At 72.6% G+C, this 14,077-nt stretch carries 11 protein-coding genes; 7 read left to right on the top strand and 4 right to left on the bottom strand.

Features of this window, described 5'->3' with window-relative positions; genetic code table 11:
• The first annotated feature begins 282 nt into the window (after positions 1-282).
• From ACZ4FV_RS28155 to ACZ4FV_RS28130, 6 genes are all read left to right on the top strand, one after another.
• Positions 283-1,587 carry a hypothetical protein gene (locus tag ACZ4FV_RS28155; RefSeq protein ID WP_465323559.1) on the top strand — a complete coding sequence of 435 codons (1,305 nt, stop codon included), beginning with the start codon at positions 283-285 and terminating at the stop codon, positions 1,585-1,587.
• Positions 1,577-2,680, top strand: a complete 1,104-nt coding sequence (locus ACZ4FV_RS28150) for an N-acetylmuramoyl-L-alanine amidase (protein ID WP_395869489.1) — start codon at positions 1,577-1,579, stop codon at positions 2,678-2,680. Before ACZ4FV_RS28155 ends, ACZ4FV_RS28150 begins: the two co-directional genes overlap by 11 nt.
• Positions 2,681-2,920: 240 nt before the next feature.
• Positions 2,921-3,943, top strand: a complete 1,023-nt coding sequence (locus ACZ4FV_RS28145) for a hypothetical protein (protein ID WP_395869491.1) — start codon at positions 2,921-2,923, stop codon at positions 3,941-3,943.
• A gap of 111 nt (positions 3,944-4,054) precedes the next feature.
• A complete protein-coding gene (locus tag ACZ4FV_RS28140; RefSeq protein ID WP_395869492.1) occupies positions 4,055-5,065 on the top strand; it encodes a hypothetical protein in 1,011 nt (336 codons plus the stop codon).
• A 180-nt stretch (positions 5,066-5,245) separates the two neighbouring features.
• The gene (locus ACZ4FV_RS28135; RefSeq protein ID WP_395869494.1) at positions 5,246-6,133 is read left to right on the top strand and encodes a hypothetical protein; all 888 of its coding nucleotides are present in this window, start codon (positions 5,246-5,248) and stop codon (positions 6,131-6,133) included.
• Positions 6,134-6,389: 256 nt separating this feature from the next.
• On the top strand, positions 6,390-7,403 hold the full coding sequence (locus ACZ4FV_RS28130) for an LLM class F420-dependent oxidoreductase (RefSeq protein ID WP_395869496.1): 1,014 nt from the start codon (positions 6,390-6,392) through the stop codon (positions 7,401-7,403).
• A 72-nt stretch (positions 7,404-7,475) separates the two neighbouring features.
• Here ACZ4FV_RS28130 and ACZ4FV_RS28125 read toward each other — a convergent pair whose 3' ends face one another.
• From ACZ4FV_RS28125 to ACZ4FV_RS28110, 4 genes are all read right to left on the bottom strand, one after another.
• Positions 7,476-9,302, bottom strand: a complete 1,827-nt coding sequence (locus ACZ4FV_RS28125; protein WP_465323558.1) for a serine/threonine-protein kinase — start codon at positions 9,300-9,302, stop codon at positions 7,476-7,478.
• A gap of 325 nt (positions 9,303-9,627) precedes the next feature.
• Entirely contained in the window at positions 9,628-10,761 is a 1,134-nt protein-coding gene (locus tag ACZ4FV_RS28120; RefSeq protein ID WP_402229530.1) for a glucosidase family protein, read from the bottom strand.
• On the bottom strand, positions 10,758-11,525 hold the full coding sequence (locus ACZ4FV_RS28115; RefSeq protein WP_395869502.1) for a class I SAM-dependent methyltransferase: 768 nt from the start codon (positions 11,523-11,525) through the stop codon (positions 10,758-10,760). The genes ACZ4FV_RS28120 and ACZ4FV_RS28115 overlap by 4 nt, the downstream gene beginning before the upstream one ends.
• A gap of 65 nt (positions 11,526-11,590) precedes the next feature.
• A complete protein-coding gene (locus ACZ4FV_RS28110; protein WP_402229533.1) occupies positions 11,591-13,006 on the bottom strand; it encodes a glycosyltransferase family 4 protein in 1,416 nt (471 codons plus the stop codon).
• Between the two features lie 197 nt (positions 13,007-13,203).
• On the opposite strand from ACZ4FV_RS28110, the gene ACZ4FV_RS28105 reads away from it, so the two are divergent.
• Positions 13,204-13,809 carry a TetR family transcriptional regulator gene (locus tag ACZ4FV_RS28105; protein WP_020554687.1) on the top strand — a complete coding sequence of 202 codons (606 nt, stop codon included), beginning with the start codon at positions 13,204-13,206 and terminating at the stop codon, positions 13,807-13,809.
• Positions 13,810-14,077: the final 268 nt, after the last annotated feature.

Genomic DNA, 14,077 nt, shown 5'->3' with positions numbered 1-14,077 from the left:
ATCCGACGAGGCATCCACACCCGAGGCGACTCGGCCCCGAGGCGCCTCATATCCGGGCGACTCGACCTCACCCGACCAGACCCGCGGCACCCGGGATCCGCCACCGACCCGCCCCGAACCCGCCGGGCCGGCGGTCTGCCTCGCCACCGCCGCGCGCGCCCCGTTGACCCGGTCAAGAGTGAATCGAGCCTGATTCGATTTCCGAAAGCAATCGGATCCGGTCCCGCGCGGGTCCCGTTTGCTGGGACAATGCCGTTCCGGGAAGGACGCGGGGGGATCTTGATGTCCGATCAACAACAGCACGACGACCGGCCCGGCGAACCCGAGGCGGACGGCGAGCGGTTCGAGACCGTCTGGGACCGTTCGGCCAACGGCGGTGTGGGCGGTTGGGTCCGCCGCCGACCGGCCGCACCGCCGACCGTGGTGAACCCGGACCCGCCGCCGCGACCACACCACCAGCCGACGGCACACCTGCCGGCCGCGCCTCCGGGGCCGGCCGCACCGCCCACTCCACCACCCGCACCATCCGCGCCCCCCGCACCACTCGGGCCGCCCCCTCCACCCGGTGCGCCTCGCTCGCTCGAGGATCAGGACACGGTGGACAACCCCGCCGCGCGTGGTCTGCCGGCCGGGCCTCCGCCGCCCGCGTGGCCGGTTCCCGCCCCGCCCCCGACGCCCCGCCCGTCCGCGCCGCCGGGCGAACCGGCCCCGCCCGCCGACTGGTTCCAGCACGAGCGCGGCCCCTCGCCGATGCCCCCGGGCGGCACCTTCGCCGACGCGGCGCACACTCCCGTGCACGGCTTCGGCGTGCCGCCGGCGCGGGACGTACCGGCCGCGCCGGACTGGTATCGCGCGGCCGGCCCGCCGCCGGGACCGCTGTCCCCGACCCCGCCCGGCCCGTCCTTCGAGCGCACGCTGCTGTTCATCGTGGTCGCCGTCGTCTTCGTCGCCGCGCTGGGCACGCTGTTCGCGCTGCGGCCGTGGGAGGAGGACAAGAAGGAACCGGCCGCGCGAGGCTCGGAGAGTGCCGGACCGTCCACGGCGGCCTCCCCGACCCCCTCGGGCGACCGCTCGGGCCTGCCCCCCGCCCCGCCCCCGACGCAGAGCGCGGTGGTGACCACCCAGCCGCCGACCACCGCACCGCCGGACGGCCGCACTCAGGCCGCGGCGCTGGACTCGCTGCTCTCGCGCAGCGGTTCGTCCCGGCAGGCGGTGATCGACGCGGTGAACAACGTCGGCTCGTGCTCGGCGCTGGCCGCGTCCCGCTCCGCGCTGCTCGACGCCGCCGCGCAACGCGATCAACTGGTCACCCAACTGGACGCGATGCGCTTCGACGGCGTTCCGGAACTCCAGTCCGCCGCACCGACGTTGCGCACCGCGTGGACCGCGTCGGCGCGCGCCGACCGGGCCTTCGCCGCGTGGGCGCAGTCGGCCGCCGACTCGGGTTGTCCGGGCACCCGTTCGCTCTACGACGACGGCGCCACGATCAGCGCCGAGGCGTCCACCGCGAAGAAGTCGTTCGTCGAGACCTGGAACTCGCTCGCGTCGCGGTACGGCCTCACGTCCAGGAGTGAACTTGACCTCTGACCGCCGCGACGACCGCGGCCGTCCCGACGACCCCGGCTTTCCGTACCGCCGAGAAGCCGGCTTCTTCGGCCACTCCGCGTCGCACGAGGCCCGAGTCGAGGCCGCGCGCGACCGGTTGCGCCGGCGTCGCCGGATCACCCTGACCGTGCTCGCGCTCGCGCTCGCCGCAACCGGCACCACGATCGCGGTGGCCTGGCCGGACGGGCACGACAAGGCCCGCGCCGACGTCGGGCGGCCGATCCCGACCGTCGTCACCCCCGGCGCGCCGGCCGACTCCTCCGACCCGGCGACCGCGGGCGGCGCGCCGGCCCCGACGGCGACCTCCTCGCCGGGCGGGCAACAGGCGTCCGGCGCACCGCCGATCGGCGCACCGGCGACCTCGGCCGGCGCGCCGCCGCACGCCGGGACCACCGGACTGCCGCTGTCCGGCCGGGTGGTGATGATCGACCCGGGCCACAATCCGGGCAATGGCGGCCATTCCCGCGAGATCAACAAGCAGGTGTACGCGGGCGGGTTGTCCAAGGAGTGCGACACCACCGGCACCGAGACCGACAAGGGCTACACCGAGGCCGAGTTCACCCTGGACGTGGCACATCGCACCAAGCGGCTCCTGGAGGCCCAGGGCGCGACCGTGCTCTACACGTGGGAGACCGAGGTCTGGGGTCCGTGCGTGGACGAGCGGGCGGCGCGCGGCAACGCGTCCCGGGCGGACGCGATCGTGTCCATCCACGCCGACGGCGGACCGGCGAGCGGGCGGGGTTTCCATGTCATCCTGCCCGCCCCGGTCAAGGACAAGAACGTCGACACCACCGCGATCCTGGCTCCCTCGCGCGCCTTGGGCAGCACCCTGGCCGCCGCCTTCCGGGCCGCGACCGCCACGAGCCCGGCGACCTACCTCGGCACCGACGACGGGCTGGTCACCCGCACCGATCTCGGCGGGTTGAACCTGTCCACCCGACCCAAGGTGTTCATCGAATGCGGCAACATGCGCAACGCCTCGGACGCCGCGCAGTTCACCGACCCGAACTGGCGCGAACGCGCCGCGTCCGGGATCGCGACCGGGATCACGGCCTATCTCCTGAAGGGGACGTGAGGCACGAGTCACTCGTCCCCTAGGGTCTTCCCGACCGTTCTCGCCGCGCACGCAGCGGTGACGGTCCCCGCTTCGCGGCGTCCACGCGCGCCGTGCACCACCGGACGGTTCCGGGTCGGGTCAACCGACCGCCGCGAGCCGCACGCTCGGGCCCGGCACGAGCCGTCCACGCACCGCACGTCCTACGGCGCGCCCGCGCCGTCGGCGTCACGTCCCCCTCCGTACCTCTAAGGAGAAACGTTGAACCGGAAAGGGATCACGAGGGGCGATGCGATCGTCATTCTCGCGATCGTCCTGATCTTCATCTTCTCGTTCTTCAAATACTACGAAATCAGCGCGTCCTTCGGCGGCAGCAGCAGCGATGACGACGACCCGCTGGGCAGCGGCCGTAGTCAGAGCAAGGGCTGGAACGCCTGGACGGTCAACTTCTATCCGTTGATGCCGGCCGTGGTGCTGGTGCCGCTGCTGGCGGTACTGCTCATGGTGATCGGCCGCTTCGCGGCCCAACCGGACAAGCCGGCGCTCGGACTGGCCCCGCGCCAGTGGGCGATCGCGTTCGGCGTCACCGGCGCGATCAGCGGCTTTTTCGCCCCCTTCGGGGCGGGCGGCATGCTCGGCGACATGTACGAGGGCTCCGGTTCCTCCCGCTACTCGATCGACACCGGACCCACCGTCTTCGCGTGGTTGATGATGGTGGCCGGGCTCGTCGCGGCGCTTTTCCTGATCATCGGGGATCGCATCCCCAGCCTGGCCGCACCGCTGTTCAGCCCGGTGCCGCAGCAACCGTGGGGCTACCCCCCGCCGAACGGAACCGGCGGCTACCCGGCTCCGGTCGACCCGAACACCGGCTACCCGCTGCCGAACGCCACCGGCGGCTTCCCGCCGCCCGCCTACCCGGCACCGGGCGCCACGGGCACCGGCGCGCCGATGGCCGGCGTACCGGCCCACATGCCGCCGCCGGACGCCGGCACCGGCACCGGCACCGCGGTCGCCGGCGGAACCGGTGCCACGCCGGCCGTCACCGGGCAGCCCGCCCCGGCCGCGGCCGGCCAGGACACGCGCGAGTTCGCACAGTTCTGGTTCGCCGTACCGGAGGCCCGCCCGCTGGCACCCACCGAGGGTCTGTCCAAGACGCCGGTGGCCACCCTCCAGACCGGCCAGTGGTACCTCGCGGTCGCCCCGCACCCGGGCGGCGTCCTGGTCGAGGTCGACGGCGTCCGAGGGGTCCTCGGCGACGTCTCCGGGATCCAGCGCGGAGAATGACGGTACGTCAGGCTCCGGTGCCGGTGCGGTCACCCGCACCGGCACCGGATCGGCGCAGCAGACGCACGGCAATTCCGAGCAGTACGAAAAGCCCCGTCAGGGAGGAGCACGATGCCACGCAAAGGCGTCACCCGAGGTGATCTGATCGTCGCGGTGGCGGCGATCGGAGTTCTGGTCTTCTCGTTTCTCCCCTGGTACACGGTGACCGCCAAGGGCAAACGCATCACCGAGGGAACCACCGACTATTCGGCGTGGATCGGCGACTTCTGGCCGCTCGCGCCCGCCGTCGTACTGCTGTCCTCGATCTCGCTGGTGCTGCTGCTGATCGGCCGGTACACGATCCGGCCGGGCTCGCCGCAGCCGACCGAGATCCAGTTCGGCGGTCTGGCGTTTCGCCAGTGGGGCATCGCGTTGGGCGTCGCGTCGGCGTGGAGCGCGGTGTGGGCCGTGTTCGGCGCGGACGGCGGCTACGAGAAGTTGGCGCACGCCGCCGAGCAGATCGCCCGCTCCAACGGCGACGCGCAGGCGACCGTGGACGCCGGCCACGGCTGGGGCGCGTGGGGGCTGGCGGGCTTCGCCGTGCTCCAGGCTCTGCTGCTGCTGACCATCGACCGGATCGGCGGGCTCAACGTCCCACTGGTGCGTCCGCGCGAGAACAACTGGCAGGGCTACCCCGGCGGCGGCTTCCCCGGCGCTCCCGGCGGGTATCCCCCCGGCCCGCCCGGCACCGGCGGCTTCCCGGTCCCGCCGCCCGTCGCGCCGCCGGTCTACGGGCCGTCCGGCAACACTCCCCCGCCGCTGACGCCGCCGATGCAACCGCCCGCCGTGCAACCGCCGGTACTGCTGTACAAGTCGGACGAACCGGAACCCGCCCCGGCCGCGGACCCGGTCCGCGCCCCGGAGCCGGAATCGGGCGATCCGGGCACGTTCGAGCAGTACTGGCTGGCCGTGCCCGAACAGAGGCCGCTCCAGCCGCTCGACCACCCCGGTGACGCGGTGGCCACGCTGCATCCCGGCGTGTGGTATCTCGCGGTGGGCGTGCAGGACGGCGGCATCGTCATCGATATCGACGGCCTGCAGGGCATGTTGACCGATCTGACGGGCATTCAGCGGGGCGAATAGACATCTTTGAAAAAATGCCCCCATACGGCGCGTCGCGTGGGGTCGGGGCACAGATCGTTCGCCCGTCTGGCACAGTGTCCCCGGACCAATGCACCGGGGACGCGCGGGGGCGACGTCGGTGGCACGACTTGGGTCGCCCCCGTACGCTGTCGGCGCCCATCCCCCTCGGGAGGAGTATTAGTGGACGTCAGAAAGCTTTCGCGTGGCGACGCGGTCATCGGGGTCGCCGCCGTGCTCATCTTCATCTTCTCGTTCCTGGATTACATCGGTGCCAAGGACGGCCTCGGCCGCTCGTCCGACTTCACCTGGAACGCCTGGTCCGGGTTCCTGGCCCCGACCATCTCGGCGGTCGTCCTGACCCCGATCATCGCCGGCGTGCTGTTCATCCTCGGCGGGCTGCTCCCGCAACTGCGCGACCGTCAGATCCTCGGTCTGACCGCGCGTCAGTGGGCGCTGCCGCTCGCGGCGATCTCGCCGATCAACGCGCTGTGGTCGATCGGCGGTGCCGACGACGGCCTGGAGATGAAGTTCGGCGGCATCATCATCATTCTGCTGGTCCTCGTGCTCAGCGGAACCCTGATCGCCACCACGCTGGTGCCCGCCCTCCAGGCGCCGCTGCTCGGCGCCGCGGGCCCCGCGGCGGGTCCGCAGGGTCAGTTCGGCGGCCCGCAGGGGCAGCAGCAGTACGGCGGCGCGCCCTACGGCGGCCAGCCGGGCCCCCAGGGTCCGCAGTCGTACGGCGGCGCCCCGCAGCCCGGCGGCTTCGGCGGCCCGGCGCCGCAGGGTCCCCAGGGTCCGCAGGGTGGCTTCGGTGCTCCCGGGCCGCAGGGTCCCGGCGCGCAGCAGCCCAACCCGGCCGCGGCACCCGGCGGCGCGCCGTTCCAGCCCTTCTGGTTCTCGGTGCCGGACTCGCGGCCGATGCTGGACGAGCACACCAACCAGGAGAAGGGCGTCCTGAACACGGGCGTCTGGTACCTGGCGGTGGCCGAGCACCCCAACGGCCTGCTCGTCGAGGTCGACAACGTGCGCGGTGTGCTCCAGAACACGATCGGCATCCAGCGCTCGTGACTCCGGTGCTCCCGAGGAACCGGTAGTACCGAGACACGAACCGCGACTCGGCAACAAGGCAAGGGCGTCGTCCACACCGGACGGCGCCCTTTCGCCTGTCCCGGGTACGGAAGTCCGCGCCTGCCCGGGACGCGAGTCCGCGCGCCCGTCCGGCAGCGGCCGGAAGTCCGCGCCAGGGGAGTCGGTCTCCCCACGAACTAAAACGTGTTCTAGTCTGCGGGGGCGATTCGCCGTGCAACTCCGTGGAGGTAACGCCATGAGGCTGGGTCTGACGTTCGGGTACTGGGGCCGAGGCCCGTCCGCCGACTTCGTCGAACTGGCGCGGGAGGCCGAACGACTCGGGTTCGACGCGGTGTGGACCGCCGAGTCGTGGGGCTCGGACGCGTTCACACCGCTGACCTGGATCGCCGCGCACACGTCGCGGATCAAGCTGGGCACCGCGGTGACCCAGATGACCGCGCGTACGCCCACCGCGACCGCGATGCACGCGCTGACCCTGGACCACCTCTCCGGCGGGCGGGTGATCCTCGGCCTCGGCCTCTCCGGGCCGCAGGTGGTCGAAGGCTGGTACGGGCGGCCGTTCCCGAAGAGCCCGCTGACCTTCACCCGCGAATACGTCGACGTGATCCGCCAGGTGCTGCGCCGCGAGGGGCCGGTGGTCGCCGAAGGACGCTACGCCCGGCACCCGTACACCGGCGAGGACGGCAGCGGGCTCGGCAAGCCGCTCAAGTCGATCACCCATCCGTTGCGCGCGGATCTGCCGATCTTCCTCGGCGCCGAAGGGCCCAAGAACGTACACCTGACCACGCGGATCGCGGACGGATGGCTGCCGTTGCACTGGGCGCCGACCCGGCCCGAGGTGTACGCGGACGCGCTGCGCGACAAGCCGGACGGCTTCCGGATCGCGCCGATGGTGCAGGTCGCGCTCGGCGACGACGTCGAACAGGCGATGTTCCCGATCAAGGCGGCGATGGGCTTCTACGTCGGCGGGATGGGCGCGAAGAACAAGAACTTCCACGCCGACCTGATGCGCCGGTTCGGCTACGCCGAGGAGGCGGACCGAATCCAGGAGCTGTTCATGGCCGGCAAGCGGGACGAGGCGATCGCCGCCGTCCCGAGCGGCTTCGTCGACGAGATCGCCCTGGTCGGCCCGGCCGACCGCATCCGCGAGCGCTACGCCGCGTGGGCGGCCGACCCGCACGTCACCGACATGATCGTCACCACCCGCAACCCCGAGGCCCTGAAGCTCCTCGCCGAACTCGCGAGCTGACCGCCGCCCGGCCGTCGCCGCCCCGTGGCCCGCGGGCACGGGAGCGGCGGTCGGGACGACCCGGGCCTGCCATCAGGGCAGCGGGGCCATGCACAGTTCCTGGACTCGGGACGGCAACGGATAGTAGACCGGCGAGCGGCCCGGGCAACTGGTGGCGTTCGACGCGGTCATCGGGTGCACCTCGTCGATCCGCAGGCGCGCCGGGCGATCCTGCGGAAGCGGCCCCTGGCACGGCACCAGCGAGGCCAGGAAGGCCCATTGCCGACCGTCGCGCGTCTCGGCCGGCACGCACTCGCCCGGGCGGAAGATCCGCTCCAGGCACAGCGCGGGCACGCCGGGCGTCGCCGGCCAGCGGCTGCGCCCGTCGGTACTCATGCAGTCGCTCGCGCCGCCGGCCGCCGAGGTACGCGCCAGCACCCGCTGCCGGGCCGCCGGGTCCTCACAGGGCAGCGAGCGGGGCGCGGCCGGTCGCCATCCGGGCGTGCCGTCGCTCGCGAAGTCCACACAGCCGCCCACCGGTACGCTCGCCACGAAGGCCGCGACCGGGTCGCCGGGCGGAATCGAGGGGCGGGCATCGGCCGCACCCGCCTTGCCCCGATCACGATCCCCGCGCCCGCGCTCGTAGGCGACACCCGCGAGCAGGCCGCCCACGAGCGCGATCACCACGAGCGCGGCGACCAGGAGCCACCCGGCCCCGCCGCCCTCGTGCGGCTCGGGCGGAACGGGCAGGTCGTAGGGGTCCTGACGGTCGTCGCTGTCGTCGATCCGCGGCACCATCGCGTCGACGATCCGGGCGAGTTGCATCGTCTCGGCGACGGCCTCCTCCGGCTCGGGCGCACCTTCCCCGGGCTTGGCCGCATCGGCCTTCGTGGCCCCGCTCGGCACGGCCTCGCTCTTCGCCGGATCCTTCTTCGCCGCGCCGGCCGGAGCCGACACGGCCACACCCTCCCGGGCCGGCTCGGCGTCCTCGGCCGGAGCGCCCACCTCGGCGGGCTCGGCGGCCTTGACGGCCTTTCTCGGGCCGACCTTGTCCCCGACCGAACCGCCGTGTGCGGAACCGCCCTTCGACGCGCCGCCGAATCGATCGCCGAGCGGCACGGTCGGCGGGTCGCCGACCAGACGCCCACGCCGGTGGTACGCGTCGATCAGCTCCACCGCGGGTCCCGGCAACCACGACGCGGCACCGTACGCCCCCTGACGATCCGCCAGTTCCGCGGCCGACTCCTCCAACAGCGCGCGCGGCGTGGGCCGATCCTCCGGATCCCGGGCCAGACAGGACCGGATCAGCTCGGCCAACTCAACCGGCACATCCGCAAGTTCCGGCTCGCCGCCGGCCACACTGCGCCGGATCGCCGCCTCGCCCTCGCCGGTGTGCGGCGGCCGTCCGGTCGCCGCGAAGCACAACAACGCGCCCAGCGCGTAGACGTCGGACGCCGGCCCCGGCTCCTCGCCTCGGGCCTGCTCCGGCGCGAGGTACCCGGGCGCGGTCAGCGGACTGCCCGCGCCCTCGATCCCGAATCCGGTCACCCTCGGTCCGTCCGAGGCCACCACTATCTGCGCGGGTCGCAGATCGCCGTGCGTGAGCGAGGCCTGATGGATCGTCACCAGACCCTCGGCGATCCCGGCCGCCAGCCACCGCACCGCGTCCGGCGGCAGCGGGCCGCACGAGATCACCAGGTCCCCCAGCGACGGCGCCGGCACGTACACCGACGCCACCCACGGATTGCGGGTCGCGCCACCGCTGCCGATCACCTCGATCACACCGGGCCCGCGCACCTTCTGGGCCCGCTTGATGCCACGCTGCTCGCCGTACAACATCCGCACGGCCATCGGCCGCCCTGCACCGGTCCGCGCGAGATACACCCACCCGGGGCTGCCGGCGCCCAGCAATCCCACCACCGTATAAGGACCTATCCGGTCCCCCGGCCCCAACCCAGCCGCCATGCCCACCCTCGTCACGCGAGTCGCCCAGCCCCCCACGCGAACCCTATTGCCGCCCCGACCAACCCCGACAACCGAGTACACCCACGCCGACTACCGACCCATACAGCCCGTCCGGCGCCCAAGCCCAAGCCCGCCACACCCACGCCCGAGCCAACCGCCCCCTTCAGCCCGTCCGACGCCCAAGCCCGCCACACCCACGCCCAAGCCAACCGCCCCCTTCAGCCCGTCCGGCGCTTGAGGACAACCCATCCAGCCCGTCCGGCGATTGAGGACCCCGGCCTCAAACCCCATCCACGCACAGCTCCGAGCCACACCGCACCTGCTCGGGCGCAAGCCCAACCGGCAACCCGTCGCCCGCGAACGCCGAGCCCCCACCACCGAACACCGCGGTGGTCGCCGGCTCACCCCCCAGCACGGCCGTGGCCAGGATCATCGCCCCCGCCGTCCACGCCGTGCGCTCCACGGGCCAGATCGCGTCGTCCTCGAACACGTACCCGGTCCAGTACAACCCGTCCTCGTGCCGCAACCGCTGGATCCACGACACGATCTCCACCGCACGGTCGCTCTCGCCCAACGCCCAAAGCGCGATGGCCAGTTCGCAACTCTCCGCACCGGTCACCCAGGGCCGGTCGGAGACGCACCGCACGCCCAGGTCCGGCACCACGAAGGTGTCCCAGCCGTCCTTGATCCGCTCGTCCGCCGCAGCCCCCCGCAGCGCCGTGCCCAGGATCGGGTAGTACCAGTCCATCGAGTAGCGGTTCTTGTCCAGGAACCGCTCGGGGTGCGACAACACCGCGTGGCCCAGCCGACCCGCGGCCAACTCCCAGTCCGGCTGCGGCTCGCCGAGGTGCTCGGCGATCGCCAGCGCGCAGCGCAGCGCCTGGTACATGCTCGCCGAGCCGGTGAGCAGCGCGTCCGGCACCGGCACGCCGTGTTCGTCGCGCTTCCAGCGGATCTCGCCGCCGGGCGCCTGGAGGTCCAGGATGAAGCCCATCGCCGCACGCAGCTTCGGCCACATCCGGACCAGGAACTCCTCGCCCCCGGTGAGCAGATGGTGGTGCCACAGGCCGACCGCGAGGTAGGCCGTGAAGTTGGCCTCCTTGTTGCGATCGGTGACCACGCCGTCCACGTAGGCCGCGTACCACGAGCCGTCCGGCTCCTGCCGGCTCGCCAGCCAGCGGTACGCCCGCTCGGCCTCGTCGTGCCGGCCGGCCACGTCGAGCGCCATCGCGGCCTCGGTGTGGTCCCACGGGTCCAGGTGCCCGCCGACGAACCACGGGATCGACCCGTCCGGCCGTTGCACGGCGGCGATCCCGTCGATCGTCTCGGCCACCTGCCGAACGGTCAACACGCCTTCCAGCGCCAGCAGTTCGAGCGCCGACTCGGGGCCGCGACGGCGACCCGCGAGGCTCATGCGCGGGCTCCGGCGAGGTCGCCGTCGGCGCCTGCCGCGGTGTCGCCGTGCGGCCGGGGCTTGGTCGCGTAGACCACCAGGCTCTTGCCGATCAGCGGATCCAGCGCCTTCTCCGCGAGGCGGGTGGCCAGCGGGCGCTTCATGATGTCCCAGACCAGGAGCTTGTGCCAGGCCCGGACCGGGAGCGCCTTGTCGTTGTCCACGCCCACCGCGCACTTGATCCACCAGTACGGCGAGTGCAGCGCGTGCGTGTGGTGGGTCCCGTACGGCCGTAGCCCGGACTCGCGGATCCGGGCCTGGAACTCGTCGCCCTTGTAGATCCGGATGTGCCCGCCCTCGACCTCGTGGTACGCGTCCGACAGCGCCCAGCAGATCTTCTCCGGCCCGTAGCGCGGCACGGTCATCGCGGCCAGGCCGCCGGGCTTGAGCACCCGGAACAGCTCGGCCAGGACACCCTTGTCGTCCGGGATGTGTTCGAGCACCTCGGAGATGATCACCCGGTCGAAGCTGTCGTCCGGAAACGGCAGCGCCAGCGCGTCCCCGACGAGCGCCTCGGCACGCGCGCCCTCGGGAACCTCACCGGCGGCCAGCATCGAGGCGAACATCGCGTCCACCTCGGCGATGTCCTTCGCGTTCCGGTCGAGCGCGACCACGTCGGCGCCACGCCGGTATGCCTCGAAGGCGTGCCGGCCGCCACCACAACCCATGTCCAGGACCCGATCCCCCGGGGCCAGGGGAAAGCGGGAGAAATCCACGGTGAGCAAGTCGGCGACTCCGTCTCGTATTGCGCGAACCGGTTGCGGGGGCGGCCGGCGAGGGTGGGGTGTGGTCAGCGGTTTCCGGGTCCGGCGCCGTGCGACGCGGGCGGGGGCAGCCGGCGGCCGAACGGCGAGCGGCCGAGCAGGACGTCGCTCGCGCGCTCGGTGAGCCCACGTCTACCGGCGCCGGCCGTGGTCGGCGCGGTGGGACCGGCCTCGACTGCGGCCCGGTAGCGCTCCGCGGTCCGGACCGCGGTGTTGCGCCAGGTGAACCGCTCGAGCACCCGGGCACGGCCCGCCTCGGCCAGTCGGGCCCGCAGTTCGGGGTCTTCCAGCAGTCGGGTGAGCGCGGCGCGCAGGGCTTCCGGGTCGCCCGGCGGCACCGCCAGGCAGGTCTCCCCGTCCGGCCCGGCGACCTCGGGGATCGCGCCGCCCGTGGTGGCCACGAGCGCGGTCCCGCAGGCCATCGCCTCGGCGGCGGGCAGCGAGAAGCCCTCGTAGAGCGAGGGTACGCAGGCGATCTCGGCGCTGCGGATCAGGTCGACCAGTTCGTCGTCGCTGAGTCCGGACACGAAGCGGATCGCCGAGGTCAGTCCCAGCCGGTCGATCGCGCGCAGCACCGGCCCGTCGCCCTTGGGGCGGCCCACGACCACGAGTTCGACGTGGTCGTTGTCGGCGCGCAGTTTGGCGAGCGCCTCGACCAGGTGGATCAGGCCCTTGAGCGGCACGTCCGCGCTCGCGGTGGTGACGATCCGGCCGGGCACCTTCGGGACCGAGGCGTCCGGCGCGAAGCGGTCGGTGTCGGCGCCCACCGGCACCACGGTGACCCGGCTCGGCGAGACGCCGAGGTGGTCGATGATCTCGGCCTTGGACGAGCCGGACACGGTGAGCACTTCGCTCAGCCGGGCGGAGACCCGCTTCTGCATGGTGGTGAACCCGTACCAGCGGTGCAGCGTGGCCTTGCGGCGCAGTGTGGTGGCCTCGCCGATCTCCAGCGCGCGGTCGACCGTGATCGGGTGGTGGATCGTGGTCACCAGCGGGAAGCCGAGTCGGGGCAGCGCGAGTTGGCCGTAGCCCAGCGTCTGGTTGTCGTGCACGACATCGAACTCGCCGCGCCGGGCCGCCAGGTGCCGCCATGCGCGCAGCGAGAAGGTCAGCGGCTCGGGAAAGCCCGCGGTCAGCATGCCGCCGACCTCGAGCACGTCGATCCAGTCCCGGTACTCGCCGAGCCGGGGCAACCGGAACGGGTCCGGGTCGCGGTACAGGTCCAGGCTGGGCAGGGTGGTGAGCTTCACGCCCTCGTCCACGACCGCGTACGGGGGACCGGAGATCACCTCGACGTGGTGACCGAGCCGGGTGAGTTCGCGGGACAGGTGGCGGACGTAGACTCCCTGTCCGCCGCAGTACGGATCGCCTCGGTACGCCAACAGGGCGATTCGCAAGGGTCGCTCCGGGGAGGTCCGCGCCGGGTCCACCTGGGTATCCACAGCGGTTGCGGTCTCCCGTATCACGAATGGCCCCCTATCGCTGCCCTCGTCGGAGCATAGTAGTCGCGTAATCTAGAACAAGTTTCAGTATCTGCTCGTCGGAGAGCAGCCAAGATACCGCCGGGTACCCACTGCGACGAGCACGGCGTGACCCGTAACACACCAGCCGGCGAACCGCCGCGCACCGAGGGGCTGACATGACCACGTACACGAAGGCCGACCGGGCGCCGCTGACCGAGCGGCAGGAGGCGCGCCGCCGCCGGATCCTGCGTGCGACCACCCAGTTGGCCGCTCGGGGCGGCTACGAGTCCGTCCAGATGCGCGAGGTCGCCGAGCTGTCCGAGGTGGCGCTCGGCACGCTGTACCGCTACTTCCCGTCCAAGGTGCACCTGCTCGTGGCCACCATGTACGACCAGCTCGATCAGCTCCACGCCCAGCTCCGCCGGCGCCCGCCCCGGAGCGCCGGCTCGCGCGAGCGGGTGGTGGACACGCTGCTGCGCGCGTTCAAGGGCATGCAGCGCGAGCCGCATCTGACCGAGGCGATGATGCGCGCGCTCCAGTTCGCGGACCGTTCGGTCGGCGCCGAGGTGGACACGGTCAGCCGGGAGACCACCACGATGATCCTGGAGGCGATCAGCGGCGACGAGCCGGCCGGGGAGCCGACCGCCGAGGACCTCGCGGTGATCCGGGTGATCACCCACACGTGGCACTCGTCGCTGATCGCGTGGCTGAACGGCCGCGCCTCCATCGCCCAGGTCCGCACCGACATCGAGACCGTCTGCCGGCTGATCCCCGAGGACTGAGCGCGCCCGTCGCCGTCGTGACGCCGCACGGCCCCGGTCGGCGACCAGGGCCCGCGGCTTCCGTGCCGGCTCGTCCGCGGCGACGTCGAACCGACGCGGTGCCGCGGCGCGCCGACGTCGCCGCGGGCCGTGCCCCAGGCCCTGGCCCTGGCCTCCGGACAGGACCTCTAGTCCCAACGCCGTTCAGTTAGGTGCGGGCGCGGGTTTGTCAAGGCCGGCAAACAGAGCAGCGGAGCTGCCGTAGAAGAGGTCTGTCACTCCAAGACAT

The organism is Embleya sp. NPDC025285, assembly GCF_055558835.1.
This window is presented reverse-complemented; position numbering and strand designations above follow the sequence as displayed.